The organism is Modicisalibacter tunisiensis (assembly GCF_020148005.1).
Taxonomy (GTDB): Bacteria; Pseudomonadota; Gammaproteobacteria; order Pseudomonadales; family Halomonadaceae; genus Modicisalibacter; species Modicisalibacter tunisiensis.
Map to the genome: position 1 here is coordinate 335,627 of NZ_JAGXFD010000001.1, position 26,500 is coordinate 362,126.

22 protein-coding genes are annotated in these 26,500 nt (G+C 65.6%); 11 read left to right on the top strand and 11 right to left on the bottom strand.

Features of this window, described 5'->3' with window-relative positions:
* The first annotated feature begins 30 nt into the window (after nt 1-30).
* The 4 genes from KGQ91_RS01550 (at nt 31) to KGQ91_RS01565 (ending at nt 3,810) form a co-directional block, all read left to right on the top strand.
* Nucleotides 31-1,023, top strand: coding sequence for an IS30 family transposase (locus tag KGQ91_RS01550; protein WP_224414865.1), 993 nt, complete (start codon nt 31-33; stop codon nt 1,021-1,023).
* A complete protein-coding gene (locus KGQ91_RS01555) occupies nt 1,004-1,636 on the top strand; it encodes a DUF4928 family protein (RefSeq protein ID WP_224420095.1) in 633 nt (210 codons plus the stop codon). Before KGQ91_RS01550 ends, KGQ91_RS01555 begins: the two co-directional genes overlap by 20 nt.
* A 12-nt stretch (nt 1,637-1,648) precedes the next feature.
* Entirely contained in the window at nt 1,649-2,062 is a 414-nt protein-coding gene (locus KGQ91_RS01560; RefSeq protein ID WP_224420096.1) for a very short patch repair endonuclease, read from the top strand.
* 212 nt (nt 2,063-2,274) lie between these two features.
* Entirely contained in the window at nt 2,275-3,810 is a 1,536-nt protein-coding gene (locus tag KGQ91_RS01565) for a P-loop NTPase family protein (protein ID WP_224420097.1), read from the top strand.
* A gap of 284 nt (nt 3,811-4,094) precedes the next feature.
* Here the strand turns inward: KGQ91_RS01565 and guaA are convergent, their stop codons facing one another.
* Nucleotides 4,095-5,669, bottom strand: a complete 1,575-nt coding sequence (gene guaA, locus KGQ91_RS01570; RefSeq protein ID WP_224420098.1) for a glutamine-hydrolyzing GMP synthase — start codon at nt 5,667-5,669, stop codon at nt 4,095-4,097.
* A gap of 199 nt (nt 5,670-5,868) precedes the next feature.
* Nucleotides 5,869-7,338 (bottom strand): IMP dehydrogenase, encoded by a 1,470-nt coding sequence (guaB, locus tag KGQ91_RS01575; protein ID WP_163649783.1) that lies wholly within the window; start codon nt 7,336-7,338, stop codon nt 5,869-5,871.
* Between the two features lie 256 nt (nt 7,339-7,594).
* Here guaB and xseA point away from each other — a divergent pair, with 256 nt between their 5' ends.
* Nucleotides 7,595-8,920 carry an exodeoxyribonuclease VII large subunit gene (gene xseA, locus KGQ91_RS01580; RefSeq protein ID WP_224420099.1) on the top strand — a complete coding sequence of 442 codons (1,326 nt, stop codon included), beginning with the start codon at nt 7,595-7,597 and terminating at the stop codon, nt 8,918-8,920.
* 11 nt (nt 8,921-8,931) lie between these two features.
* Here xseA and glrR read toward each other — a convergent pair whose 3' ends face one another.
* From glrR to KGQ91_RS01610, 6 genes are all read right to left on the bottom strand, one after another.
* A complete protein-coding gene (gene glrR, locus KGQ91_RS01585) occupies nt 8,932-10,314 on the bottom strand; it encodes a two-component system response regulator GlrR (RefSeq protein ID WP_455429889.1) in 1,383 nt (460 codons plus the stop codon).
* A 52-nt stretch (nt 10,315-10,366) separates the two neighbouring features.
* Nucleotides 10,367-10,891 carry a hypothetical protein gene (locus KGQ91_RS01590; RefSeq protein WP_163649781.1) on the bottom strand — a complete coding sequence of 175 codons (525 nt, stop codon included), beginning with the start codon at nt 10,889-10,891 and terminating at the stop codon, nt 10,367-10,369.
* Between the two features lie 4 nt (nt 10,892-10,895).
* Complete coding sequence (locus KGQ91_RS01595) at nt 10,896-12,395, bottom strand: sensor histidine kinase (protein WP_224420100.1); 1,500 nt, start codon at nt 12,393-12,395, stop codon at nt 10,896-10,898.
* 839 nt (nt 12,396-13,234) lie between these two features.
* Complete coding sequence (gene argA, locus KGQ91_RS01600) at nt 13,235-14,548, bottom strand: amino-acid N-acetyltransferase (RefSeq protein WP_224420101.1); 1,314 nt, start codon at nt 14,546-14,548, stop codon at nt 13,235-13,237.
* A 374-nt stretch (nt 14,549-14,922) separates the two neighbouring features.
* The gene (locus KGQ91_RS01605; RefSeq protein ID WP_224420102.1) at nt 14,923-16,194 is read right to left on the bottom strand and encodes an inorganic phosphate transporter; all 1,272 of its coding nucleotides are present in this window, start codon (nt 16,192-16,194) and stop codon (nt 14,923-14,925) included.
* A gap of 52 nt (nt 16,195-16,246) precedes the next feature.
* Nucleotides 16,247-16,927 (bottom strand): TIGR00153 family protein, encoded by a 681-nt coding sequence (locus KGQ91_RS01610; protein ID WP_224420103.1) that lies wholly within the window; start codon nt 16,925-16,927, stop codon nt 16,247-16,249.
* Between the two features lie 102 nt (nt 16,928-17,029).
* Between KGQ91_RS01610 and KGQ91_RS01615 the strand changes: the two genes are divergently transcribed.
* Together KGQ91_RS01615 and KGQ91_RS01620 are read left to right on the top strand one after the other, a co-directional pair.
* The gene (locus KGQ91_RS01615; protein WP_224420104.1) at nt 17,030-17,923 is read left to right on the top strand and encodes a CYTH domain-containing protein; all 894 of its coding nucleotides are present in this window, start codon (nt 17,030-17,032) and stop codon (nt 17,921-17,923) included.
* Nucleotides 17,924-17,938: 15 nt separating this feature from the next.
* A complete protein-coding gene (locus tag KGQ91_RS01620; RefSeq protein ID WP_224420105.1) occupies nt 17,939-18,811 on the top strand; it encodes an ion transporter in 873 nt (290 codons plus the stop codon).
* Nucleotides 18,812-18,868: 57 nt separating this feature from the next.
* On the opposite strand, the gene KGQ91_RS01625 is transcribed toward KGQ91_RS01620, so the two are convergent.
* Nucleotides 18,869-19,492: an L-threonylcarbamoyladenylate synthase gene (locus KGQ91_RS01625; RefSeq protein ID WP_224420106.1), complete on the bottom strand. Its 624-nt coding sequence runs from the start codon at nt 19,490-19,492 to the stop codon at nt 18,869-18,871.
* A gap of 68 nt (nt 19,493-19,560) precedes the next feature.
* Complete coding sequence (locus KGQ91_RS01630) at nt 19,561-20,469, bottom strand: PHP domain-containing protein (protein WP_377172267.1); 909 nt, start codon at nt 20,467-20,469, stop codon at nt 19,561-19,563.
* Between the two features lie 88 nt (nt 20,470-20,557).
* Between KGQ91_RS01630 and KGQ91_RS01635 the strand changes: the two genes are divergently transcribed.
* The 4 genes from KGQ91_RS01635 to mnmC all read left to right on the top strand — a co-directional run bounded on the left by KGQ91_RS01635 (nt 20,558) and on the right by mnmC (nt 25,633).
* Nucleotides 20,558-21,109 carry a septation protein A gene (locus KGQ91_RS01635; protein WP_224420108.1) on the top strand — a complete coding sequence of 184 codons (552 nt, stop codon included), beginning with the start codon at nt 20,558-20,560 and terminating at the stop codon, nt 21,107-21,109.
* 33 nt (nt 21,110-21,142) lie between these two features.
* The gene (locus KGQ91_RS01640; RefSeq protein ID WP_163649771.1) at nt 21,143-21,442 is read left to right on the top strand and encodes a YciI family protein; all 300 of its coding nucleotides are present in this window, start codon (nt 21,143-21,145) and stop codon (nt 21,440-21,442) included.
* A gap of 169 nt (nt 21,443-21,611) precedes the next feature.
* Complete coding sequence (locus KGQ91_RS01645) at nt 21,612-23,450, top strand: PHA/PHB synthase family protein (RefSeq protein WP_224420109.1); 1,839 nt, start codon at nt 21,612-21,614, stop codon at nt 23,448-23,450.
* Nucleotides 23,451-23,602: 152 nt separating this feature from the next.
* Entirely contained in the window at nt 23,603-25,633 is a 2,031-nt protein-coding gene (gene mnmC / locus KGQ91_RS01650) for a bifunctional tRNA (5-methylaminomethyl-2-thiouridine)(34)-methyltransferase MnmC2/FAD-dependent 5-carboxymethylaminomethyl-2-thiouridine(34) oxidoreductase MnmC1 (RefSeq protein ID WP_224420110.1), read from the top strand.
* A gap of 27 nt (nt 25,634-25,660) precedes the next feature.
* Here the strand turns inward: mnmC and KGQ91_RS01655 are convergent, their stop codons facing one another.
* Nucleotides 25,661-26,464, bottom strand: a complete 804-nt coding sequence (locus KGQ91_RS01655) for a 3-hydroxybutyrate dehydrogenase (RefSeq protein ID WP_224416534.1) — start codon at nt 26,462-26,464, stop codon at nt 25,661-25,663.
* Nucleotides 26,465-26,500: the final 36 nt, after the last annotated feature.

Genomic DNA, 26,500 nt, shown 5'->3' on the forward strand with positions numbered 1-26,500 from the left:
CCTGCTTTACCGACCAAAGTGAAGCAGAGCATGGGATACCGACAGCTGACCCAGACCCAACGATACCAGATCCACGCCCGCTATGACTTGGGCATCAGCCAGCGCCAGATCGGCAGGGAACTGAGCATCCACAGCAGCACAATCAGCCGTGAGCTGCGCCGCAACGCCACTGCCAGCGGCTACGACCCCGAACAGGCCCAGGCCCGTAGTGATCACCGGCGGCGCACCGCCTGGAAGTGGACGAAGCGCTTGCCCAGCATGATCACCGCCGTTGCCGACCGGCTGCGTGAGGAGTGGAGCCCGGAGCAGATCAGCGGCTTCATGGCGCCCTTGGTCGGCATAGGCGTGAGTCACCAATGGATCTACTCCTTGATCTGGGATGACAAGGCCCGTGGTGGTGATCTCTGGCAATACCTCCGTCAGCCCAAGCGTCGCAGCAAGCACCGTGCCCAGGCCAAGAGCGCAGGGCTCGGCAAGATCCCCAACCGCGTGGGAATCGAACACCGTCCAACGGCGGTCAATGACCGGCGCTTCATCGGCCACTGGGAGGGCGACACCGTGATCCAGGGCCACAAACAATCGGGCTTAGTCACGCTGGTTGAGCGCCGCAGCGGCTATCTGCTGGCGGCGCGGCTGCCGAAAATTTCAGCGAAGCTGACGAAAGCCGCCATGATCCGCCTGCTGAAGCCTCGCCGGGGCGCTGTCCAGACCATCACGCTGGACAATGGCTCGGAATTCGCCGACCACGAAGCCGTGGCCAAGGCAGTGACAGCAGCGACGTACTTCTGTGATGCCTACTGCTCCGGTCAGCGGGGGACCAATGAGAACACGAATGGCCTGATACGGCAGTACTTCCCCAAGGGAACGGACTTCCGTCAGGTCACCGATGCCGAGCTGCGCAGGGTGGTCAGAAAACTGAATGACCGTCCACGAAAACGGCTCGGCTATCTGACACCGGCACAGGTGTTCCTGGGAGAATACTCAGGAGCCCTGGATACCGCAGGTGCTGCGCTTATTGATTGAATTCAGGATCGAAGCATTTTGGATTCAGCGTGTTCATGAGTTCTTTTCGGCCAAGCCATTTAAGATACGCCTTGATGCTTCGCGTAGCTTGCGTACTTTGGTTCGCGACATGATCGTTCAGGCTGAGGAACGCCAGCGCAATGCCCCAGGGATGCAGTACGCCGGAGCGGTGCTACAACACCTGGTGGGAGCCAAGCTTGATTGCGCTCTGGGAATAGGCAACTTTGAGCATAATAGCTTTTCCACTTCGGACGCACAGTCAGGGCGCGCCGGTGATTTCTTTATCGGAGATGTCGCATTGCACGTTACAACAGCTCCGGGTGAAGCCGTTATTGGTCGGTGCCGCGACAATATCGATGACGGTCACCGACCGATTATTGTCACTACATCACGAGGCGTTTCAGCCGCAGAAGTCTTGGCTGAGAATGCTGGGTTAGGTGATCGTATAGACGTGTTTGAGGTTGAACAGTTCGTAGCTCTCAACTTGTACGAGTTGGGCAGGTTCGCAGCCGAAGGGCGACGCACAGCGGTCGGGGACGTTGTAACTCGATATAATGAAATTGTCGAAAACTTCGAAACAGACCCGAGCTTGAAAATCGAATTTAAGCAATAAGGTCCAAATAGCATGAAGGAGACGCCGGAGCAACGCAGCCGCACAATGCGAGCTGTTCGCTCTCGCGACACAAAGCCAGAATTGACTGTGCGGCGCTTCCTTCATGCAGCAGGACTGCGTTACCTCCTGCATGACCGGCGCCTGCCTGGCTCGCCTGATTTGGTATTCCCGAAATACCGCACTGTGGTTTTCGTGCATGGCTGCTTTTGGCATCAGCACCCCAACTGCGCCGCTGCGTCTCGTCCTCAGACCAACACGGAGTATTGGTCACGGAAGCTAACTCGCAACGTCGAGCGTGACGAGCGCAATCGCGCCGAGCTGGAAGCGTCGGGATGGACTGTTCTTGTAATATGGGAATGCGAGATACGCAAACGGGATGCACTTGACCGACTGGCCAAGGCCATTCGGTCAAGTCGTGAGCGATAGGAAATCAGAGGATCAAATCTTCCTCGTTACTCGTTCTGTCTTAACGTTCATCATATCCTGTCGCCTGCCGGATAGTTGTAGGGTCCCGGATGATCGAATCGCCTATAGAAGTTATCCTCTGTTAGCCGCCAGGCTTCGTGAAAAAGGTAAAAGCTATCACATGCAATATTCATGTTGATTGATAAAACCCCACAACAATCACTAGGAAAAAAATGGCTGACAAAATACTTAAACTACGAGAAGTAATTACAGAAAACTTGCGAATCCAAAGGCACAGCGATTCTGTGACTTATGTAGACACCGACTCCCTAATTTTTGATCTACGGGCCAAGCAAAATCATGCAATATTTGCACGCAGGGGTTGTGGAAAAACTCTCCTGATGTTCAAGTCTGCTGAACAAGCTTCTGATGAAATACGTACAATATACCTGAATTGTGAGGATTTCAAAAGACACAGCTTCCCAGATGTCTTGCTAGAGATTTTAGAGTCTGTTTTCTTCGAGCTACAGCAAAACTGCACAGGTTGGTTTGGAAAGAAAAAACGACTTCGGCAGATACTTCAGGAAGTAATTTCTGATATAGACGATATCAAGGAGAGACCAGACGAAACAAACAAAACCATCAAAGTAGAGGAGAACAGAGAAAATGGCTCCACTATTTCAAGCTCAATGACCGCTAAGCACTCCGGGCTAAATCTAGGCATCAGAGCGGATAAATCGTCAGCCGCTTCAATTCGTGTAGAGCAGGCATTTCAAGAACATCAATCAAAACTTAAAGAGCTCGACAAAAACCTCCCTGGTTATAAGCGGAAAATAAGAGAGTTTTTTGAAATATCGAGCAAAGTGAAATTTGTTTTCATCCAAATCGATGACCTTTATCATCTAGATCGTGTACACCAAGCATTTGTTATAGATTATGTACATCGATTATGCAAAGATTTACCACTTTTCTTCAAAGTGGCTACTTTAAGACATGCAAGCACATTGTATGTAGATAGAGACGGACAGCCTTTTGGAGCTCAAGAGCGCCACGATTTTCAGCCTGTAAGTATTGACTACGACTTTGGTAACTTTGAAAAAACACGTCGCCGAAACCTTGCTATTCTTGAGGGATTTGGAAAGATAGCAAAAATGTCAACAAAGGAAATTTCAGAACTATTCAAAGGGCAAGGATTTTCAAGGCTTGTGATGGCTGGCGGCGGTGTTCCACGAGATGTTATGTCTCTCTTTTTAGAGATCCTGCCGTCTGTCAGTCAAGGAGACGGTAAAATCGGAAAAGATGACGTAAGAATAAGCAGCCGTTCCAACTTTGAAAGAAGGATAGAAGAATTAAAGCAAGATTCGCAAGATCAGGAACAAGAGGGTCTTTTAAAAGGAATCTATCTAATACGTGAATTTTGCCTTGAGCGAAAAACAAATATTTTTAACATTAGCGAAGAACTTCTCAAGAGAAATGATCAAATACGCGGACTAATCTATAGACTTCTTGATTATAGAATTATCCACAATTGCGGGTCAGCTTTAACTCATAAATCTCAAGCAGGGACTTTTCAAGCCTTCGCAATCGACATCGGTTGCTATGCTCATCTACGAAAACTTGAGGGTCGTTTCAATGAGATTGACGTCTCCACCTCTCAGGCAAAAGAACGCATGCGTTCCGCTCCCATACTTACTTTAGAATGGTTAACTGAAAACCAAGAGGCTGTACCAAATGAAAATTTAGAAGATCACCTTCTAGCCGATAATTAACTTTATATTTAGCGCCATAGTGAGAGGTGACTTCTAGGGCTTATACGAAAAGTCGGAGAACGAAGGCAAGGAAAATATCGTCGAAAAAGCGGAGCTTATGGGGTGTAAATGAGCACTTTGAGCCGACTTTTAATGCCGTATTACCAAGCGCAGGTAGTTTTCGTACAAAGCCTAACTCAGTCTGTCATAGAGGCTCTATGGTTTAACCGGTACCCACACAAATAGCTGCTTCTAATGACATTCTGCCACACAAGCCCCGCTACTGCGGGGCTTTGAAAATCGCTTCACTCCCACTCGATCGTCGCGGGCGGCTTGCTGCTCACATCGTAGGTCACGCGCGATACGCCGCTGATCTCGTTGATGATCCGGTTGGAGACCTTCTCCAGCAGCTCGTACGGCAGGTGGGCCCAGCGGGCGGTCATGAAGTCGATGGTTTCCACGGCGCGTAGGGCGATGACCCATTCGTAGCGGCGGCCGTCGCCAACCACACCAACGGACTTCACCGGCAGGAACACGGCGAAGGCCTGGCTGGTCTTGTGGTACCAGTCGGCGTTGTGCAGTTCCTCGATGAAGATGGCGTCGGCCTCGCGGAGGATGTCGGCGTATTCCTTCTTCACCTCGCCGAGGATGCGCACGCCCAGGCCCGGCCCCGGGAAGGGGTGGCGGTAGACCATGTCGTAGGGCAGGCCGAGTTCCAGGCCGAGCTTGCGCACTTCGTCCTTGAACAGCTCGCGCAGCGGCTCGACCAGCTTGAGCTTCATGGTCTCGGGCAGGCCGCCAACGTTGTGGTGCGACTTGATGACGTGGGCCTTGCCGGTCTTGCTGGCGGCGGATTCGATCACGTCCGGGTAGATGGTGCCCTGGGCGAGGAAGTCCACACCGTCGATTTTCGCCGCCTCGCGGTCGAACACGTCGATGAAGGTGTTGCCGATGATCTTGCGCTTGGCCTCGGGGTCGTGGACGTCCTTGAGTTTGCCGAGGAATTCGTCCTCGGCATCGACGCGAATCACCCGCACGCCCATGTGGCGGGCGAAGGTTTCCATCACGTGGTCGCCCTCGTCCCTGCGCAGCAGGCCGTTGTCGACGAACACGCAGGTCAGCTGGTCGCCGATCGCCTTGTGCAGCAGCGCCGCGACCACCGAGGAGTCCACGCCGCCAGAGAGGCCCAGCAGCACGTGGCGGTCGCCGACCTGCTCGCGCACGCGCTCGGACAGGTCCTCGATGATCTGCGCCGGGGTCCAAAGCCGCTCGGCCTGGCAGATCTCCAGCACGAAGCGCTCGAGGATGCGCTGGCCCTGCAGGGTGTGGGTCACCTCGGGGTGGAACTGCACGCCGTAGAAGCGCTTCTCGGGCCAGGTCATGGCGGCGATCGGGCAGCTCGGCGTGGAGGCGGTGACGTTGAACGCCTCGGGCGCCCGGGCAACCTTGTCGCCGTGGCTCATCCACACGTCGAGCAGCGCGCTGCCGTCGTGGTCGACGTGATCCTTGATGCCGCCGAGCAGGTCGTCATCGCCCGCCACCTTGATCTGCGCGTAGCCGAACTCGCGCTTGTTGGAGCCTTCGGTGGCGCCGCCCAGCTGTTCGGCCATGGTCTGCATGCCGTAGCAGATGCCCAGCACCGGCAGGCCCAGCTCGAACACGCACTCGGGCGCGCGCGGCGAGCCCAGCTCGGAGACCGACTCCGGCCCGCCGGAGAGGATGATGCCGTTGGGGTTGTACTCGCGGATCTCGTCTTCGGTGATGTCGAAGGCGCGAACCTCGGAGTAGACGCCGATCTCGCGCACGCGACGGGCGATCAGCTGGGTGTACTGGGAGCCGAAGTCGAGGATCAGGATCTTGTGGGCGTGAATGTCGGTCATCGGGTGCTCTCTAAAATAAGCAACGGCGCCTGGTCAGCGCCGCTGGACAACGGTGTCTTGCGAACGGGACGCCCCATTCGAGAATCTTTCGAGCGATGCTCAGGCGAGGCGAATCGCGGCGAGACAGCGGAGTTTACATGCCGGTAAATGAGCATGTTGAGCCGCGGTTCAACAAAGCCTGAGCGAGCGCAGATGATTCTTAGCCAGCCCGGTAGTTGGGGGCTTCTTTCGTGATCTGCACGTCATGCACGTGAGACTCGGCGAAGCCGGCGCCGGTGATCTGCACGAACTGCGGCTTGGTGCGCATCTCCTCGACGTCGTGGCAGCCGGTATAGCCCATCGAGGCACGCAGCCCGCCCATCAGCTGGTGGACGATGGCGCTCATCATGCCCTTGTAGGGCACGCGGCCTTCGATGCCTTCCGGTACCAGCTTCTCGGCGCCTTCGGACTTGTCCTGGAAGTAGCGGTCGGCACTGCCCTGGCTCTGGGACATGGCGCCCATCGAGCCCATGCCGCGGTAGGCCTTGTAGGTGCGGCCCTGGTAGAGCTCGACCTCGCCCGGGGCTTCCTCGGTGCCGGCCAGCAGGCCGCCGATCATCACCGTGCTGGCACCGGCGGCGATCGCCTTGGCCAGGTCGCCGGAGAAGCGGATGCCGCCATCGGCGATCAGCGGGATGTTGAAGGGCTTGAGCGCCTCGGCGACGTTGGAGACGGCGGTGATCTGCGGCACACCGACGCCGGCGACGATGCGCGTGGTGCAGATCGAGCCGGGGCCGATGCCGACCTTGACGGCGTCCGCGCCGGCCTCGGCGAGATCCCGGGCGGCTTCGGCAGTGGCGATGTTGCCGCCGATGACCTGCACCTCGGGGTAATGCTCCTTCACCCAGCGCACCCGCTCGATCACGCCGCGGGAGTGGCCGTGGGCGGTATCCACCACGATGGCGTCGACGCCGGCCTCGACCAGCGCCGTGACGCGCTCGGGAGTCTCCGGGCCGGTCCCCACGGCGGCGCCGACCAGCAGGCGGCCGTCGGCGTCCTTGGCGGCGTTGGGATAGGTGCGCGCCTTCTCGATGTCGCGCACGGTGACCAGGCCGCGCAGGCGGAAGGCGTCATCGACGATCAGGATCTTCTCGATGCGGTTTTCCTGCAGCTTGACCTTGATGGCATCGAGCGGGGTGCCCTCGGGCACGGTGACCAGCTTGTCGCGCGACGTCATGATCGCCGCCACGTCATCGCTGTGGTCGGGTTGGAAACGCATGTCGCGGCCGGTGACGATGCCCACCAGGGTCTCCCCTTCCACCACCGGGAAGCCGGAGTAGCCGTACTCGTCGGCCATCGCCAGCAGGTCCTTGAGCTTGGCTTCGGGGCTGACGGTGACCGGGTCCTTGACGATGACGCTCTCGTGCTTCTTGACCTTGCGCACCTCGGCGGCCTGCGCGGTGATGGTCATGTTCTTGTGGATGATGCCGATGCCGCCTTCCTGGGCCATGGCGATGGCCAGGCGGCCTTCGGTGACGGTGTCCATGGCGGAAGAGACGAGCGGGATGTTGAGCGTGAGGTTGCGGGTCAGGCGGGATTTGAGGCTGACGTCCTTGGGCAGGACATCCGAGTAGCCGGGTACGAGTAATACGTCGTCGAACGTAAGAGCTTCTTGCGCCATACGTAGCATATCGGAATCACCCAATGAGCAGATTGTGGGGAGGGGAGAGAAGTTAATCGACCATTATAACGCTGCCCCATTCTCCTCTCAATGTAGCCTTGACTTGGCACAGTGCTGTCGCCAGGGGCCGATCCGGGGACAAGTCTGCAAGGGGGCGCTGTGATGCGGCGAAGGTGACATGACGGACACTGCATTCTCCCGCGGCACGCTGCCCTCCCCCGGAATGCTAGACTGCCCTTCCCGTTTCATCGTCAGCGAGGCCGCCATGCCGGAGACCGCCCCCGAGACCCTGTCGGTCAGCGAACTCAACCGCCGCGCGCGGATGCTGCTGGAGCGCGGCTTCGGCGAATGCTGGGTGGAGGGCGAGGTCTCGAGCCTGGCGCGGCCGGCCTCGGGGCATGTTTACTTCACTCTGAAGGATGACCGCGCCCAGGTGAAGTGCGCGCTGTTCCGCAACCGCGCCCGCTTCACCCCAGCGCTGAACAACGGCGACCGCGTGCGCCTGCGCGGCAAGGTCTCGCTGTTCGAGCCGCGCGGCGACTACCAGCTCATCGTCGAGGCGGCGCAACCCGCCGGCCAGGGGGATCTGCTCGCCGCCTTCGAACGCCTCAAGCACCGGCTCGCCGCCGAGGGCGTGTTCGCCAACCAGCGCCCGCTGCCCTGCCCGCCGCGGCATCTGGTGGCGATCACCTCGCCCACCGGCGCGGCGATCCGCGACGTGCTGGCGGTGATGGCGGCACGCTGGCCACTGGCACGGATCAGCGTGCTGCCGGTGCCGGTGCAGGGCAAGGCGGCGGCGCCGGCGATCATCCGCGCCCTGGCCCTGGCCAATGCCGACCCGCGCTTCGATGCCATCCTGGTGACCCGCGGCGGCGGCAGCCTGGAAGACCTGTGGGCGTTCAACGACGAGCATCTGGCCCGGGCGATCTTTCACTCGCGCCTGCCGGTGATGGCCGCGGTGGGCCACGAGGTCGATGTCACCCTCGCGGACTTCGCCGCCGACATGCGCGCCCCCACCCCGTCGGCGGCGGCCGAGCAGCTGGTACCGGACCAGCACGATCTGCGCCGGCGGCTGGCCACCCTGGCCCGGCGCCTGACTCACGCCCAGCAGCGCCGCCTGGAGGCCGAGGCCCAGCGTCTCGATCATCTTCGCGCGCGACTGCGCCATCCCGGCGAACGACTGGCGGGCCAGCGTCAGCGCCTCGAGGCGCTCGACACCCGCCTGCAGCGTGCCCTGACCCGGCGCCTCGCCGAGGAGCGCCGGCGGCTGGCAATGCTGCACCGCCGGCTGGGCGCGGCCGACCCATCGCGCGATGTGGCCCAGGCACGGCAGCGGCTCGCCACGCTGGAGACGCGTCTGCATGCCGTGATGCCGCGGCAGCTGGAACGCCGCCGCGAGCAGCTGGCCGCACGGGTGCGCGAACTCCAGGCGGTCAGCCCGCTGGCGGTGCTGGGGCGCGGCTACGCGATTCTCGAGAACGCCGAGGGCGAGGTGGTCCGGCGCGCGCAGGACACCCGCCCCGGCGAGCGGCTCCGGGCTCGGCTCGGCGAGGGGCGGCTGAGTGTGGAGGTCAAGCGGCGCTATCGCTGAAGCGCCGAGACTCAGGCGCGGCTGGTGGACTCGGCGCCGGGCTTGAAGCTGCTGGGCTCCAGCGAGTGGCGGCCGAGCAGCTTGTAGAAGTCGGTGCGATTGCGTCCGGCGATGCGCGCCGCCTGGGTGACGTTGCCCTCGGTGATCTTGAGCACCTTGACCAGATAGCTGCGCTCGAAGCCGGCGCGCGCCTCGTTGAACGAGGGCAGCGCGTTCTCCTCGGCGGCCAGCGCCTGGGCGACCAGCGCCTCGGGGATGATCGGCGCGCTGGTCAGCGCCACGCACTGCTCGACGACGTTGACCAGCTGGCGCACGTTGCCCGGCCAGGCCGAGGACGCCAGCAGGTTGAGCGCCTCGGAGGAGAAGCCCTTGACGAACGGCTTGTGGCGCGCGGCGGCCTGGGTGACCAGGTGCTTGGCCAGCAGCGGCACGTCCTCGGCACGCTCCTTGAGCGGCGGCAGGCGCAGGTTGACGACGTTGAGGCGGTAGTAGAGGTCCTCGCGGAAGTCGCCGTCGGCCATCGCCCGGTCCAGATCGCGGTGGGTCGCCGAGATGATGCGCACGTCGATGGGCACCGAGGTGGTGGAGCCCAGCGGGCGGATCTGGCGCTCCTGCAGCGCGCGCAGCAGCTTGACCTGCAGCGGCAGCGGCATGTCGCCGATCTCGTCGAGAAACAGTGTGCCGCCGTCGGCCGACTGGAACAGCCCCTGGTGCTGGCTGACCGCGCCGGTGAAGGCGCCCTTGGCATGGCCGAACAGCTCGCTTTCCAGCAGCTGCTCGGGCAGCGCGCCACAGTTGATGGCGACGAAGGGCTTGTCGGCCCGGCTGCTGGCCTTGTGAATGGCGTTGGCCAGCAGCTCCTTGCCCGAGCCGCTGGGCCCGGTGACCAGCACGCTGACGTCGGAGCCGGCGACCATCCGCGCCTGCTCGAGCACCGTTTCCATCTGCGGGCTGCGGGTGATGATCGCCGAGCGCCAGGCATCGTCGCCCTCGGCCGCCGGGCCGGGGGTCTGGCTCAGAGCATCGTCGATCGCCTTGAACAGCTCGTCACGGTCCACCGGCTTGGTCAGGAAGCTGAATACGCCCTGACGGGTGGCGCTCACCGCGTCGGGAATCGAGCCGTGAGCGGTGAGGATGATCACCGGCAGCCCCGGCATGCGCTTCTGCAACTGCTGAAAGAGCGCCATGCCGTCCATCTCGTCCATGCGCAGGTCCGACAGCACCAGGTCGGGCCGAGCATGCTCAAGGCACTCCAGCGCCTGGCGGCCGCTTTCCGCGGTGGTGACCCGGTACCCCCGGCTTTCCAGGCGCATTCCCAGCAGCCTCAACAGGCTGGCGTCATCGTCGACCAGCAGAACATGAGCCGCATGCTTCACGTCGTCACTCCTCGGCATTCGCGGCGCCAGCCCGCCCCGCTATCGTCGCTTTTCGTGGTCGGGACGCGGTTCACTGCTGGCGCGAATTGATACTTTCCTCGATCTCGGTCAGGGCATCGAGCTTCTTGGCCAGCGAGTCCCGTTCCCTGGCCAGGGCCTGACGCTGATGCTCGCTGTCGTCGATCTCCTCGACCAGCGAGCGACGCGCCTCGAGCCCGTTGAGCCACTGGCGCAGCAGTGGCTGCAGGCGACTCGGCGCCATGGCCAGGTCGGCCTTGTAGAGCTCGGAGGCCGCCTTCCAGTCGCCCCGGCCGCTCCAGGAGAACACCACGGCACGCGCCAGTCGGTCCCGGGTCGTGTCGCCGTCGACCTTCTCGAGGGTCTGGCGGCGCCACTCGGGCCCGCCGCGCTGGGCGGCCAGGCCGAAGGCGACCCAGGCGTCCAGCAGGCAGGCCTGCTCCTCGAGCGTGGGGATGTCGGACAGGCACTGCGCGTCATCGCTGGCGAAGGCCGTGGTGCGCTGCGGCAGCCACTGACAGCCCGACGCAACGAGCGTGAAGGCCAGCAGGCCGGCCACGAGAACGGGATGCTTCATGTAGTCAGTTCCTTGCAGATTCGGCCGCAGCCGGCAGGGGCGGCGGCAACTCTTCTTTATCGTTATCGGCGAGCGCCTCGGCGCTCCAGGGCAGGGTCAGGCGAAAACACACGGCCAGCGGGTCAGTGTCGGCAAGTATCAGCTGGCCGTTCTGCGCCCGGGCGCAGTCCTGAGCCACCGACAGACCGATGCCGGACCCCTTGAGCGCGCCCTTGCGCCGCGCCCGCCCCTGATAGAAGGCATCGAACAGCCGCGCCCGATCGTCATCGGCGATCGGCTCGCCGCTGTTGGCCACCTCGAGAATCAGCGATCGCCCCTGGCGAAAGGCGCGCAGTTCCAACTCACCGCCGTTCTCGCCATAGGCAATGGCGTTGGAGACCAGATTATCAAGAATGCGCAGGGTCCGCTCGCGATCGGCGGACCAGTCCAGCGGTTCCTGGAAGGCACTGACCCGCATGCCCTTCTTCTCCAGCGCCAGCTGGTGCTTGGCGAGCACTTCCTTGATCACCGTGGCGACGTCGAAGCGCTCGTTGCTCGCCCCCTGATTGTGCTGCAGGAGGTTGTAGTCGAGCAGCTGCTCGATCAGGGTTTGCAGCTCCTCGCCGCTGGCGTCGATCAGCTCGACGATTTCCCGCTGGCGTGGCGTCAGCTCGCCGGCGATGTCGTCGCAGAGCAGCCCGGTGCCTTCGCGCACGCTGGCCAGCGGCGTCTTGAGCTCGTGGGACATGTGGCGCAGGAACTGCTGCTTCTGCGCTTCCAGTTCGTTGAGCCGCTGGGACAGCCAGTCGAGGCGGTCTCCCAGGCGCACCAGCTCGGCCGGCCCCTGAATCAGCTGGGCCGAGGGCGGCTCGAGGCCACTGCCCAGGCTGAGGATACGCCGTTCCAGCTGGCGGATGGGGCGAATGATCAGCCAGGTGAACAGCAGCATCAGCGCCAGACTGGCCGAAACCAGCGCCGCGGTCTGCAGCCACATACGCTGCTGAACCTCGTCGGCCTGGTCGCTGATGGCGTCGATGCGCGCGTCGATCTGGAGGTTGGTGGCCTCGCGAACCGCGTCGGTGCGATCGGCGAAGCTGGCGAACTCGTCGAGGCTGTCGCGGACCTCCTGCGGCGACTTGCCGGGCAGCTCGGACAGCGTCTGAATCTGCGCCTGCAGGGCGGTGATGTCGGGATTGTCGGGCAGCAGCCGTCGCTGCGCCTCGAGCAGACGGGCGTACTCCTCGGCCTTGTCGGCGAAGATCTCCATCAGGCCGGGCTGCTCGACCACGGCATACTGACGGGCGCTGCGCTCCATCTCCACGGCCAGATTGGACAGGGTGCGGGCGCGACGCGTCTGGTCGACCGCTTCGCGGGCGCTGACATTGGCCAGCTGCGACAGCTCCGACATCCCCTCGCCCGCCTGAAACATCAGTACGGCAATCGGCAGCATCACGACCACGAAGGCCAGCAATACCAGCTGTAGCAGGGATCTGGGACGCCAGCGGCGAGAGACCTGAGAGGTCATGGAAACCGTTCTATGCAGAAAGAGGGCAAAAGTCATTCATTCTCTCCGCACAGCATAACAGACTTGCGCTTCGATAAGCTGGTCCGGGCCTTCGACCTGCAAAAAAAGAGGGCCGGCAGAGCCGGCCCAAGGTACGCAGGGAACTGAAGGGTCAAGTGAGTCCTCACCAAGGGCCGCCTGGCCGGACCTTCGCGAACACTCCGATCGGACTCCCGAAGAGTCCCGAAACCGTGAAACCGCTCTTGCGTCTGCCAGGGACAGTGGTTTCACAGGGGCGGCGAACCGCCCGGTTTCGTCCGGTGGCGCGTCGCCGGAGCGGCGCGCCGTAATTGGGTCCCCCGTGACGGGGGAGCGGCTTCCTTGCCGTGGGGCGTCCTTGCCCTCTAGGTACCTATCCTTGCCAAATCGGCGGTACCGTCTCATCGCAACCTAAGTCACACATCGCGTGGAGCAGACGCTGCTGAGCTGACGGAGATAAGCTCTCGTTGGGCTCAGCCGGGAAGCGAATCGAGCCGTTTGAACCGCTTCCCGTTGCTCACCCTATAGATAGCGAAGGGCGTGCCACTTTTTCAACAAATTCAATAAAATCAAAAACTTAAATTCTGAAAAAAGCTGGCACGGCATGATTCACCCCAAAAACCGGCCTGTTGGCCCGCCACTGACATCGAAAAATGTTGCCACTTGGCGACAAGATTTCGAGCCCTTTAAAATATCTCAATTAATTCAATGATTTACAGTGTCGTCTTCTGGCAACATCCCAGGAAAGGCAGTCACTCTCAGGCGACACCGGGGCCGTGACCCCGGTCATGAGCCCCGGAGGCCGGGGCCGGCGAGAGCCGTCAATCAAGGGGCTTGAGCAGGATCTTGGACTTGCGCGCATGGTTGTAGGCCTCGCGGCGCAGCGGCGGCAGCGCGTCGATGTCGGCCAGGCGGAAGCCATGCTCGAAGAACCAGTGGGCGGTATGGGTGGTCAGGGCGAACAGCGCCCGGATGCCCCGCCGACGGGCACGCCGCTCGATCTCGGCGAGCAGCAGCGCGCCCCGTGCGCCGCCCCGGTAATCGCCGTGCACGGCGACGCAGGCCAGCTCGGCCATGGCCGCGTCGACGAACGGGTGCAGCGCCGCGCAGCCGATGATCATGCCGTCACGCTCGATCACCAGGTAGTCGTCGATCTCATGCTCCAGGCGTTCGCGGGAGCGCGCCACCAGCATGCCGCGTTCCTCCAGCGGGCGCAGCAGCTCGAGCAGCCCGGCGACGTCGCCGAGCTCGGCGGGGCGCAGCTGCTCATAGCGGTGCTGGGTGATCATGGTGCCCACCCCGTCGCGGGTGAACAGCTCGCCGATCAGGGCATCATGGTCATGCCAGGAGACCAGGTGCGTGCGGGCCACGCCGTGGCGGGCGGCCTCGCAGGCCGCGGCGAGGTGGCGGGCCATCTCGCTGCCCGGCGCCGCGGCACGCCGCAGCGAGGTGGCCTCGTCGGGCGTCAGCTGCCGCAGCAGGGCACCGCTTGCGTCGTGCAGGCCCTCGGCCTCGCCGAGCAGGATCAGCTTGTCGGCCTTCAGCGCCACGGCCGCCTGCTGGGCCACCTCCGCGGCGTCGAGATCGAAGACCTCGCCGGTGCTGGAAAACCCCAGCGGCGGCAGGATGACCAGCGAGCCGCGCTCGAGCAGCGCCTCGACGGCGGCGGAACGTACCCGACGCACCTCGCCGCTGTGGTCGAAGTCGATGCCCTCGCGCACGCCCAGCGGCTTGGCCATCACCAGATTGCCGGACACCGCGGTCAGCTCGACGCCGTGCATCGGCGTGTTGGGCAGCCCCAGCGACAGCCGCGCCTCGAGCCACAACCGCTGCTCGGCGGCCACGCGCTCGACACAGCGCATGATCGGGGCATCGGCGACCCAGCGCCCGTCGTGGCGCACCGGTTCGATCCCCGCCTCGGCCAGCGCCGCGCCGACCTGCGGGCGGATGCCGTAGACCACCACCAGCCGCACCCCCAGGGTATGCAGCAGCGCCAGATCCTGGATCAGTTGCTCACCGCGCCCGTTGGCTACCGCCTCACCCTCGATGAGGATGACGAAGGTTCGGCCGCGATGTGCGTTGATGTAGGGCGAGGAATTGCGGAACCAGTCGACGAAGGGAAAGCGCGTCTGCACGGCCAGGGGAGCTCCGACGGAAGATGAGTGGCAGGAAGAGTGGGCCGCCGGTAGTGGCACGGGCCCGGTCCCTGACTATATCAGAGCCCATGAAAAGGCGGGACTCCCCGGAGGGAGCCCCACAGGGCAATTGTCGTTGCCATGACGAGGTGCGCCGGGGACAGGTCGAAGAGGGGGTCCTACGCCATGGCCGGAAAATGTTCCTTTCCATTCCGGCATTTCCGCCATCCATGGCGGTCAGATGGCGTAGGTAGCGCCCAGGGAAGGGTCCACAGCGCCCCCTCGCAGACCTGGCGACGGATCAGCCCCGTGTGCTGCGCCTATCTGCGATCGTTCTGAGGGAGCTGTCTGCATTGCCAACTCGCTGAAAGCCGTCAGACGCCGAACATGCCCTTGAGCATGAAGAAGAACAGGATCGCCAGCAGCGCGCCGGCCGGCAGCGTGATCAGCCACGACAGCACGATGGTGCTCAGCACGCGCAGGTTGAGCGCCGCCATGCCGCGGGCCAGTCCCACGCCGAGTACCGCGCCGACCAGGGTATGGGTCGTGGAGATCGGCAGGCCGGTCCCCGAGGCCAGCACCACCGTGGTGGCGGCGGCCAGGGTGGCGGCGAAGCCGCGACTGGGCGTGAGCTCGGTGATGCCGGTGCCCACGGTGGCGATCACCTTGTGGCCGTAGGTCACCAGGCCGACGACGATGCCGCCACCGCCCAGCACCAGCACCCACCAGGGCAGGGCCGCGGCCCCGCCGATATCGCCATTGGAGCCGACCACGCTGATCACCGCGGCCAGCGGGCCGACGGCGTTGGCGACGTCGTTGGAACCGTGGGCGAAGGCCATGGCACAGGCGGTGAACATCATCAGCACGCCGAACACCCGCTCGACGCTGGAGTAGCCGAAGCTGTCGCCGGCACGCTTCTTCTCGCGGTTGACGCGATTCTCCAGCAGGATGCCCAGCACCATGATCACCACCCCGATGGCCGCGGCGATCAGCAGACTCTGGCCGAAGCTCAGGTCGAGCCCCACGTGGGAGAGCCCCTTGACCAGGGTGACCATGGAAATCACGAAGCCCACCAGGAAGATGTAGGCCGGCACGTAACGCTTGGCGGCGGCGAAAGGATCGCGATTCTCGAAGATCAGTACCTGCACCGAGCGGAACAGCACATAGGCGATGGACCCGGCCAGCAGCGGCGACACCACCCAGCTGGCGGCGATCTGCCCCACCTTGCCCCAGCCGACCGAGTCGACGCCGAGGCCGGCGACGGCGAAACCGACGATCGCCCCGACGATGGAATGGGTGGTGGACACCGGCCAGCCCCGGGCCGAGGCGATCAGCAGCCACAACCCGGCAGCCAGCAGCGAGGCCAGCATGCCGTAGACCAGCAACTCGGGGCTTCCGGTCAGCAGGGAGGGGTCGATGATCCCCTTGCGGATGGTTTCGGTGACCTGGCCGCCGGCCAGCCAGGCGCCCAGGAACTCGAAGACCACCGCGATGATGATCGCCTGTCGGATGGTGATGGCCTTGGAACCGACCGAGGTCCCCATGGCGTTGGCCACGTCGTTGGCACCGACGCCCCAGGCCATGAAGAAACCGAAGACACAGGCGAGAATGATGAATACGTCGCCGTATTGCGCAATGATGGACATAGGCAGGACTGTTCTTGAGTGACGTGTCAAAGCCCGGGGCGAACGCCCGGGCTCAGCGTGCGGTGAGAATCTGCAGACGACTGCCGACGCGTTCGGCGCGATCGGCCAGATCGCCGATCCAGTCGATGATCTTGTAGAGGAACATCACATCCACCGGCGGCAGCTGACTTTCGAGATCGAACAGCTGGCGGCGAATGGTGATTTCCTGATCGTCGGCCTGATGCTCGAGCTCGTGCAGCTCGCGGATCAGGTTCTGCATCAGATCCGACACATTGCGACCGAAACCGGACTCGAGCAGATCCTCGAGTTCCTCCAGCGCCTTGCGCGCCTGATTCACGGTGGCCACCGCCGTGACCAGATACTCGCGCATCGGCACGGCCAGCGACTCGGGTACCTGCATGCGGCGCCCCAGCATGATGCCGGTGATGTCGCGGGCCTTGTTGGCGATCTTGTCCTGTACGCTGATCAGCTCCAGCAGATCGGAGCGCGAGACGGGCAGAAAGAGCGTGTTCGGCAGGTTGAGGCGCAGCTGGGTCTTGAGTACATCGGCCTCGTGCTCGAGGTCGGTGACTGCCTCGCGACACCGGGCCGCCGTCTCCCAGTCGCCGGCCTGAGCGGCGTCGAAGAACGGCAGCAACTGATCGGCACACTCGCTGGTCTTGACGATGTGCGCCAGCAGCGGTTGAAAAGGCGATCGCCCGAACAACGCGGAAAACGGGTTGGATGTCACCATGAAGGCATCATTCGTCGATTGGGTAATGGCGCGCCCAGTATAGTGACTCGCCAACCCAGCGTCATGAAAAATTCATCTTTGACGAATCATGGAGATAGCACGATGCCGCAGGAAATCGAACTCAAGCTGGCCCTCGGTGCCGGTGCCGCCGAGGCACTGCCCGCGCACCCGCGGCTGGCCGGGATCGCCCCCGTCCGCGAGCACCTGGCCAACACCTACTACGACACCCCGGCAGGCGATCTGGAACGCGCCCGAGTGGCCCTGCGCATCCGGCGCACGCCCGACCGCTGGCTGCAGACCCTGAAGACCGCCGGCCAGGGCTCCGGCGGGCTGTCCACCCGCGGCGAGTGGGAGTGGGAGATTCCCGGCCCGGCCCTGGATCTCGAGGGGCTCGCGGCGCTGGAGCCGATGCAGGCGCTGGGCGAGCCGGTACTCGCTTCCCTCTCCCCCGGCTTCACGACCGACTTCGAGCGCCTGAGCTGGTGGCTGGAAGGCCCCGAGGCCACCATCGAGGTCGCGCTGGACAACGGCGAGGTCCGTGCCGGCGAGCGCCGCGCGCCCATCGAGGAGCTCGAGCTCGAGCTCGAGCTCAAGGGCGGCGATCCGGCGGCCGGCGCTCCGGCGGCGCTTTGGCGCCTCGCCGAGGACATCGCCGATACCCTGGCACTGCGCCCGGCCAACACCAGCAAGGCCGCCCGTGGCGCCGCCCTGCGCGACGGCCGCTGGCCGCTCGAGGACGCTCCCCTGCCCAGCGAGGCGGCGGCACGCTTCGACCGGGCCATCACCGCCCTCGATGCCCTGGCCGACAGCGGCGACGCGCGCTTTCTCGGGATGGCCCGCGCGGCACTGCAGAGCCTGGCCGACGATACCACCCTGCCCGCCGACCCACGCGACTCGGCCCGCGAGCTGGCCTCGGCACTCGATGCCACGCCCTGGCTGACCCCCGCCTTCGGCCGCCGCAGCCTGGCGCTGCTCGCCGCCCTGCACCGCCGCTGATTCGAGGAGACCCGCGTGCCTTCACTTCGCCCGGCCGGTGTCGGCCTGCGTACCCGGCTGTTCCAGATCATCTTCGAGTCCGACACGCGGCTCGCCAAGGGCTTCGACCTGCTGCTGATCGGCCTGATCCTGGTCAGCGTGGCGGTGGTGATGCTCGACAGCGTGGCCGTGCTGCGCGCGCGTTACGGCGAGGGGTTCCGCCTGCTCGAGTGGGGCTTCACCCTGGCCTTCACCGCGGAGCTGGGGCTGCGCCTGTACTGTCTCGAGCGCCCGCTGCGCTATCTCAGGAGCTTCTACGGGGTCATCGACCTGCTGTCGATCCTGCCCACCTGGCTGAGCCTGCTGATCCCCGGCGCGCAGTCGCTGCTGGTGGTGCGCATCCTGCGCGTCCTGCGTCTGCTGCGGGTGCTGCGGCTGATGGAGTTTATCGGCGAGGGCACGCTGCTGGTCCAGGCGCTTAGGCGCAGCAGCCGCAAGATCCTGCTGTTCTTCTCCACGGTGCTGATGCTGGTGACCATCTTCGGCTCGCTGATCTACCTGATCGAGCCCGCCGAGGCCGGCTTCACCAGCATTCCCAAGGCGTTGTACTGGGCGATCGTCACCCTGACCACGGTGGGCTACGGCGACATCACGCCGATCACGCCGATCGGCCAGTTCATCTCGGCGATGGTGATGGTGATGGGCTACGCGATCCTCGCCGTGCCCACCGGGGTGTTCTCGGCGGAGATGATCCGCTCGATCCGCGAACAGCATTACTCCGACGAGGCCTGCCCGGGCTGCGGCCACGAGGGGCACGAACGCGATGCACGCTACTGCCGGCGCTGCGGCACCTGGCTCGACGAGGAAACCGAGGACCCGCGCCACCACGAACGGGGCCGAGACCACTGAACGTCATTCAGGCCCCGGCATCTTCACCGCCGGGGCCGCCGTTGCGGCGGGCGGGGCTTATTCGGTGAAGGGCGTGGTGTCGCCGCGGCCTTCGCGGACGATGGTCGGCGGCAGCTCGCGCAGGTCGACCACCGTGGTCGGCTCCAGCGAACAGGCGCCGCCGTCGATGACCAGATCGAGATGGGCGCCGAAGCGTTCGCGGATCGCCTCGGGGTCGGTCATCGGCAGTGCCTCGTCGACCGGGATCAGGGTCACGCTCATCAGCGGCTCGCCCAGCGCCTCGAGCAGGGCGTGGGTGATGCGGTGGTCGGGCACGCGCACGCCGATCGAGCGCCGCTTGGGGTGCAGCAGCAGGCGCGGCACCTCGCTGGTGGCGTTGAGGATGAAGGTGTAGGGCCCGGGCGTGTGGCTCTTCAGCAGACGAAAGACGGCATTGTCGACCTTGGCGTAGGTGCCGATCTCGGAAAGGTCCGAGCACACCAGGGTGAAGTTGTGCTTGTCGTCCAGCGAACGCAGCCACTTGATCGTCTCGATCGCCTTCTTGTCCCCCAGATGACAGCCCAGGGCATAGCCGGAATCCGTCGGGTAGGCGACGACCCCGCCGTCGCGGATGATCTTCAGCGCCTGGTCGATCAGGCGTTTCTGCGGGTTTTCCGGATGGATCTGGAAGAATTGAGTCATGGCCCCTCCTTGCGGTGGTAGTCGGCGCCCCTCGGCACGGGGGCGCAGCGGCCGACGACGCTCATGCGTCAGTTCGGCGATGCCCGGCCGACTCGCCCGGCGAACGCCGCCAGCGATGGATGATGCCACAGCGGCGTGACCGGCGTACGCGGGGCGTCGCTCACCGTGCCCGGCGCGAGAGGACCGCCGGGGAAGTGGAAGTCGCTGCCCCGGGACGCCAGCAGGCCACGCTCGGCGAGCTGGCGGGCCAGGTCGCGGGTCTCGTCGGGATTCTGGAAGCCGCTGAGCAACTCCGCCCCCTCGCCGCCGGCCGCGGCGAAGTCGTCGAGCAGCAGGCCGCGCTTGCGTCGGGTCAGCTTGTAGCGTAGCGGATGTGCCAGCACCGCGACGCCGCGCGAGGCGCGTATCCAGCCCAGCGCCTCGCCGAGGTACGGCCAGTGCATCTTGACGTCGCCGCGCTTGCCGGCCCCCAGATAGCGCTTGAAGGCGGCGGCGATGTCCGGCACCACGCCGGCCTCGACCAGCGCCCGGGCGAAGTCCGGGCGTCCCAGCGGGCGTTCCTCCGTCACCCCGGCCCGAGCCCGCGCCAGGGCATCATCGAGCCCCACCGCCTCGAGCCGCCGGGCGATCTCGAGGTTGCGCGCCTCGCGGGCCTCGGCCTGGGCGGCCAGCCCCTCGCGCATGGGCGCCAGCGCCCCCTCGGGCAGGTAGCCCAGCACGTGCACGGTGAGCCCCCGCCACTGCACGGACAGCTCGGCGCCGGGCAGCAGCGTCAGCCCCAGGCGCTCGGCCGCGGCCGCGGCCGCGGCCACGCCGGCCACGCTGTCGTGGTCGGTCAGGGCCACATGGGTCAGCCCGCGCGACTGACACAGCGCCATCAACGCCGCCGGCGAGAGCGCGCCGTCGGAGGCGGTGGAATGCATGTGCAGGTCGACGCCGGGGGCGGCGAGAGTATCGGGAAGCGAGATCATCGGCATGACGCCGTCGGGCGTCTTTGTCAGAATGGAGTCTCATGTTGCGGCCCCGCACCCCGCGGGTCAACGCCGCGCCCGTCAGGACCCTGCCATGAAACTGCTCTTCGAATTCCTGCCCATCGCGCTGTTCTTCGCGGTCTACCAGTTCAGCGGCGACATCGTGCTGGCCACGCTGGTGCTGATCCCGGCGAGTCTCGCCCAGGTGGGCTTCCAGTGGTGGCGCACCCGCCGGCTCGAGACCATGCAGCTGGTCACCCTGGGGCTGATCGTGGTGCTCGGCGGCGCCACGGTGGTGTTCAAGAACGCCGCCTTCATCCAGTGGAAGCCGACCGTGGTCAACGCCCTGTTCGCGGTGGCCTTCCTGGTGTCACCGTATTTCGGCGGCCAGCCGCTGGTCCAGCGCATGATGGGGCGCGCCATCGCCCTGCCCGCGGCGATCTGGCAGCGCCTCAACCTGGCCTGGGTGGTATTCTTCATCGCCATGGCGGTACTCAACGTCGTGGTCTTCAAGACCTTCGACGAGGCCACCTGGGTCGACTTCAAGCTGTTCGGCATGCTCGGCCTGACCCTGGCGTTCATTCTCGCCCAGGGGGTGTACCTGAGCCGCCATGCCGAGGCCGCGCCCGGCGGTCAGGACCGCTGAGGCGCCCGTCATTCCCAAGGAGACAAGCCAATCATGCTCTACGCCATCCTCAGTGAAGACGTCAAGGACAGCCTGGAAAAGCGCAAGGCCGCCCGCCCCGACCACCTCGCGCGCCTCGAGAAGCTGCGCGACGAAGGCCGCCTGGTGCTGGCCGGCCCGCACCCGGCGGTCGACGCCGAGGACCCGGCCGACGCCGGCTTCACCGGCAGCCTGGTGGTCGCCGAGTTCGACAGCCTCGCCGACGCCCAGGCCTGGGCCGATGCCGATCCATACATGATCGCCGGCGTCTACACCCGGGTCACCGTCAAGCCGTTCAAGAAGGTCCTGCCCTGACCGAGCGACCCCGGCCGGCCGCCCCGGCCGGCCGCCCCGGCCGGCCGTGCCTGACCGGCCGTGCCTGACCGAGATCAGGCTTTGGCGATATCGCCCTTCCCGCCACTGGGCGCCCACCCGCTCCCGCCACTATGCTGACAGTCCCGCCCGCCACCCGCCGGAGACCGTCATGGCCGAAGCCCGTCCCGATGACACGCCCCCCGAAACGCTCGACCTCGGCGACAGCCACGCCGAGCCGCCCCGCCACCCGGTCGCCCCCTTCTCGCCTCTGGCCCTGCCGCCGCTGCCCGGGTACTACACGGCGCGGGCGCTGGACCGGGCCTTCAAGGCCAATCTGGCGCGGGTGACGCTGGGCATCAGCCCCGCGGGGCTGGCCAGCAGTTACGTCGAGTGGCTCAGCCATCTCGTGCTGTCGCCGGGCAAGCAGCTCGAGCTGCAGGAAAAGGCGATGCGCAAGTGGCTGCGCCTGGCGGTCCACACCGGCCAGCTGGCCTCGAAGGGCCCCACCGCGCCCTGCATCGAGCCGCTGTCCCAGGACCACCGCTTCGATGACCCGGCCTGGGGGCAGTGGCCCTACACGCTGATCTATCAGGGCTTCCTGCTCAACCAGCAGTTCTGGCACAACGCCACCACCGACATCGACGGCCTCTCGCCCCACACCGAGCGGGTGGTGTCGTTCATCGCCCGGCAGATGCTCGACCGCTGGTCGCCCTCCAACCTGCCGTGGATCAACCCCGAAATCACCCGTACCACCCTCGAGCAGGGCGGCATGAACCTGGTGCGTGGCTGGCAGAATGCCGTCGAGGATGCCGAGCGCCGCTTCAGCACCCGGCCCCCGGTGGGTGCCGAGGACTTCCGCGTCGGCGAGAACCTGGCGATCACCCCCGGCAAGGTGGTCTATCGCAACCACCTGATCGAGCTGATCCAGTACACCCCGACCACGAAAACCGTGAAGGCCGAACCCGTGCTGTTCGTGCCCGCCTGGATCATGAAGTACTACATCCTCGACCTGTCGTCGGACAACTCGCTGGTGCGCTACCTGGTCGACCAGGGACACACGGTGTTCATGATCTCCTGGCGCAATCCGACCTCGGCGGATCGCGACCTGAGCATGGAGGACTACCGGCGCCTGGGGCCGATGGCCGCGCTGGACGTGATCGGCGCCATCGTGCCCGAGCGGCGTGTGCATGCGGTGGGCTACTGCCTGGGCGGCACCCTGATGTCGATCGCCGCGGCGGCGATGGCCCGCGACGGCGACGAGCGGCTGGCCTCGCTGACCACCCTGGCCACCCAGGTCGACTTCACCGAGGCCGGCGAGCTGATGCTGTTCATCAGCGACAGCGAGGTCGCCTACCTCGAGAACATGATGTGGGACCAGGGCTACCTGGCCGGCGACCAGATGGCCGGCGCCTTCCAGCTGCTGCGCTCCAACGACCTGATCTGGTCGCGGGTGGTGCACGACTACCTGCTCGGCGAGCGCCAGCCGATGAGCGACCTGATGGCCTGGAACGCCGACCTCACCCGCATGCCCTACCGCATGCATTCGGAGTACCTGCGCCGGCTGTTCCTGGGCAACGAACTGGCCGCCGGGCGCTACACGGTGGGCGGCCGGCCGGTGGCGATCAGCGACATCCGTGTGCCGATCTTCGCCGTGGGCACCCGCAAGGACCACGTCGCCCCCTGGCACTCGGTGTACAAGATCCATCTGCTGGGCGATGCCAGCGAGGTCACCTTCCTGCTCACCAGCGGCGGGCACAACGCCGGCATCATCAGCGAACCGGGCCACCCGCATCGCACCTTCCAGTGCCGCACCCATCTCGACGACACGCCCTACATCGACCCCGACACCTGGCAGCAGATCGTGCCTCGCCAGACGGGCTCCTGGTGGCCGGCCTGGCAGGCCTGGCTGGTGGAACGCTCCTCGGGGGAAGTGGCGCCGCCGGCGATGGGCGCCGAGGCGTTCCCGCCGCTGATGGACGCGCCGGGGTGCTACGTGCTCCAGCCCTGAGCGATTGTTCCACAACCGGCTTTCATTCACAGACACTGTGGAAAACCCTGTTGAAACCCCGCGGACGGGTGTCGACAGCCCATGACGTTCGCCGCCTGGCTTCGATCGGGTAAAATTTGACCAATCGATTGCCACGTCACCGGAGTTTCCGCTTGTCTTCATCCCCGGATGCCACGTCCCTGCCGCCGCTGGCGGCACTGGACGCCCCCGCCCTGGAGTGGCGCCACGCCGCCGGCGAGGCGGCCGCGCCGCACTCGCTGGCCTTCGACGACGTCTACTTCTCGCGTCAGGACGGCCGCGCCGAGACCGAGCACGTCTTCATCCGCGCCAACCGGCTGCCCGAGCGCCTGGCCGCCTGGCAGGAACGCCGCCCCTTCGTGATCGGCGAGACCGGCTTCGGCACCGGCCTCAACATGCTCTGCGCCTGGGCCTGCTTCCGCGAGCACGCCGCCCCCGGCGCCCGGCTGCATCTCGTCTCCACCGAATGTTTCCCGCTCGCCCGCGACGACCTGGCCCGCGCCCTGGCTGCCTGGCCCGATCTCGCGCCGCTGGCCGCCCGGCTGATCGCCCAGTGGCCCGAGCCGTTGCCCGGCGTGCACCGGCTGTGGCTGGACGCGCGCGTCGTGCTCGACCTGCACTTCGGCGACAGTGCCGCGGCGCTTGCCCAGCTCGACGGGCGGGTGGACGCCTGGTTTCTGGATGGCTTCGCGCCCAGCAAGAACCCCGAAATGTGGCACCCGGCGCTGTTCACCGCCATGGCCGCGGCCAGCCGCCCGGGGGCGAGCGTAGCCACCTTCACCTGCGCGGGGGTGGTCAAGCGCGGCCTCGAGGCCGCGGGCTTCGCCTGGCGCAAGGTGCCCGGGTTCGGCCGCAAGCGCGAGATGCTCGTCGCCGAGCTGGCCGACCCGCCGGTGGATGACGCCCGTCGGGCCACACCCTGGTTCCAGCCTCCCGGCCCCCGGAAGGCCGAGCACGTGGCGGTGATCGGCGCGGGGTTGGCGGGCGCCGGTGTCGCCCACGCCCTGGCCCGGCGCGGCGTGGCGGTGACATTGATCGACCGCGAGGGGCCGGCCGCCGGCGCCTCCGGCAATCGCCAGGGCGCGCTCTACGTCAAGCTCGCCGCCGAGACCAATCGGCAGAGCCGCTTCTATCTCGCCGGGCTGCTGCACACCCGGCGCTGGCTCGCCGCCCTCGATCCCGACCGCACCCTGTGGCAGGACTGCGGCGTGCTGCAGCGCGCCACCGGCGAGCGCGAGACACGGCGTCAGCGGCGCTTTCTCGACAATCATCCGCTGCCCGTGGCGGTGGTCACGGGGCTCGATGCCGAAGCCGCCAGCCGGGCCATCGGCTGGCCGCTGGAGACGGGCGGGCTGGACTATCCACAGGCGGGCTGGGTGGACCCGGCGGCGCTGTGCCGGCGGCTGGCCGACACGCCGGGCATCGCCTTCCGTCACGGCGAGGTGGCGACGCTGAACGCCGCGGATGACGGCTGGTCGCTGGGGTTCGCCGACGGCACCACTCTCGCGGCCGATCAGGTGGTGATCGCCACCGCCGCCGAGGGCACACGCCTGGCCCAGACCGCCGACCTGCCGTTGCAGGCGATTCGCGGCCAGGTCACCCACCTGACGCTGCCCGCGTCGGCACCGCGACCGCGCCAGGTGGTGTGTGCCGGCGGCTACCTGCCGCCGCCCGTGGGCGACGCCCTGACCTTCGGTGCCACCTTTCACCCCAACGTGGCCGACACGGCCGTGCGCGAGGCCGACCACGCCGCCAACCTGGCCGAACTGGAGCGCACCCTGCCGGGCTATGTCGCGGCGCTGCGCGAGGCCGGGATCGATCTCGACCCGGCGCGGCTGGAAGGCCGCGCGGCGGTGCGCGCCGCCAGCCCCGACAAGACGCCCTATGCCGGGCCGGTGCCCGATGCCGCGGCCTGGCGCCGCGACTATGCCGCATTGAGCAAGGATGCCCGGCGCCGGGTGCCGGAGACGCCCGGGCGGCATCATCCGGGGCTGTGGATCAGCGCCGCCCACGGCTCGCGGGGGCTGGCCAGCACGCCGCTGTGCGCCGAGCTGATCGCCTCGCGGATCTGCGACGAGCCGCTGCCGCTGCCCCGGGTACTGGCCGATCACCTGCATCCCGGGCGGCGGCTGATCGCCGAGCTGATTCGTGGCGCGGCCCGCTGAGACGGGCCGCCGGGGCAGGCGTGATGCCTACTGCATGAACCAGCCGTGGCTGACCACGATCGACTGGCCGGTCAGTGCGCTGGAGGGGAAGGTCGCCAGGTAGAGCGCCGTCTCGGCGACGTCCTCGACGGTGGTGAACTGCTTGTCGACGGTGTCCTTGAGGAACACCTTCTCGACCACCTCGTCCTCGCTCATGCCGTGCTCGCGGGCCTGGTCGGGAATCTGCTTCTCCACCAGCGGGGTCTTCACGTAGCCCGGGCAGATGGTGTTGGCGCGGATGCCGTACTCGGCGCCCTCCTTGGCCATGGTCCGGCACAGGCCCAGCAGGCCATGCTTGGCGGTGACGTAGGGCGACTTCATCGCCGAGGCTTCATGGGAGTGCACCGAGCCCATGTAGATCAGGCAGCCGCCGCCATCCTGGGTCATCATCTGGCGGAAGGCCGCACGGGTCGACAGGAAGCTGCCGTCGAGCTGGATATTGGTGACCTTCTTCCAGTTGTCGTAGGACAGCTTGTGGATCGGCTCGACGTGCTGCGAGCCGGCGTTGGCGATCATCACGTCGAGCCGCCCGTAGGCGTCGATGGCCTCCTTGAAGGCGGCCTCGACCTGCTGCTCGTCGGTGACATCGGCGCCCACTCCCAGCGCCGTGCCGCCCTGTTCGGTCAGCTCGCGGGCCGTGGCCCGGGCCGCCTCGCGGTCGAGATCGAGGATCACCACCCGGGCGCCCTGCTCGGCGAACAGCGTGGCGATCTGCTTGCCGATGCCGCTGGCGGCGCCGGTGATCAAGGCGACCTGATTCTGGAGTCGATTCTGCGCGGGATGCGATGACATGCTGGCTTTTCTCCTCGGTTGATCCATCGGGACGCG

What these genes read in the sequence shown, in the direction of transcription:
- KGQ91_RS01595 (WP_224420100.1), bottom strand. Translation starts at nt 12,395, where the DNA reads ATGACCTCTCAGGTCTCTCGCCGCTGGCGTCCCAGATCCCTGCTACAG.
- KGQ91_RS01605 (WP_224420102.1), bottom strand. Translation starts at nt 16,194, where the DNA reads ATGTCCATCATTGCGCAATACGGCGACGTATTCATCATTCTCGCCTGT.
- xseA (WP_224420099.1), top strand. Translation starts at nt 7,595, where the DNA reads ATGCCGGAGACCGCCCCCGAGACCCTGTCGGTCAGCGAACTCAACCGC.
- KGQ91_RS01635 (WP_224420108.1), top strand. Translation starts at nt 20,558, where the DNA reads ATGAAACTGCTCTTCGAATTCCTGCCCATCGCGCTGTTCTTCGCGGTC.
- KGQ91_RS01630 (WP_377172267.1), bottom strand. Translation starts at nt 20,469, where the DNA reads ATGCCGATGATCTCGCTTCCCGATACTCTCGCCGCCCCCGGCGTCGAC.
- guaA (WP_224420098.1), bottom strand. Translation starts at nt 5,669, where the DNA reads ATGACCGACATTCACGCCCACAAGATCCTGATCCTCGACTTCGGCTCC.
- KGQ91_RS01615 (WP_224420104.1), top strand. Translation starts at nt 17,030, where the DNA reads ATGCCGCAGGAAATCGAACTCAAGCTGGCCCTCGGTGCCGGTGCCGCC.
- KGQ91_RS01655 (WP_224416534.1), bottom strand. Translation starts at nt 26,464, where the DNA reads ATGTCATCGCATCCCGCGCAGAATCGACTCCAGAATCAGGTCGCCTTG.
- KGQ91_RS01565 (WP_224420097.1), top strand. Translation starts at nt 2,275, where the DNA reads ATGGCTGACAAAATACTTAAACTACGAGAAGTAATTACAGAAAACTTG.
- KGQ91_RS01640 (WP_163649771.1), top strand. Translation starts at nt 21,143, where the DNA reads ATGCTCTACGCCATCCTCAGTGAAGACGTCAAGGACAGCCTGGAAAAG.
- glrR (WP_455429889.1), bottom strand. Translation starts at nt 10,314, where the DNA reads ATGCCGAGGAGTGACGACGTGAAGCATGCGGCTCATGTTCTGCTGGTC.
- KGQ91_RS01625 (WP_224420106.1), bottom strand. Translation starts at nt 19,492, where the DNA reads ATGACTCAATTCTTCCAGATCCATCCGGAAAACCCGCAGAAACGCCTG.
- KGQ91_RS01560 (WP_224420096.1), top strand. Translation starts at nt 1,649, where the DNA reads ATGAAGGAGACGCCGGAGCAACGCAGCCGCACAATGCGAGCTGTTCGC.
- KGQ91_RS01610 (WP_224420103.1), bottom strand. Translation starts at nt 16,927, where the DNA reads ATGGTGACATCCAACCCGTTTTCCGCGTTGTTCGGGCGATCGCCTTTT.
- KGQ91_RS01590 (WP_163649781.1), bottom strand. Translation starts at nt 10,891, where the DNA reads ATGAAGCATCCCGTTCTCGTGGCCGGCCTGCTGGCCTTCACGCTCGTT.
- KGQ91_RS01550 (WP_224414865.1), top strand. Translation starts at nt 31, where the DNA reads ATGGGATACCGACAGCTGACCCAGACCCAACGATACCAGATCCACGCC.
- KGQ91_RS01645 (WP_224420109.1), top strand. Translation starts at nt 21,612, where the DNA reads ATGGCCGAAGCCCGTCCCGATGACACGCCCCCCGAAACGCTCGACCTC.
- guaB (WP_163649783.1), bottom strand. Translation starts at nt 7,338, where the DNA reads ATGCTACGTATGGCGCAAGAAGCTCTTACGTTCGACGACGTATTACTC.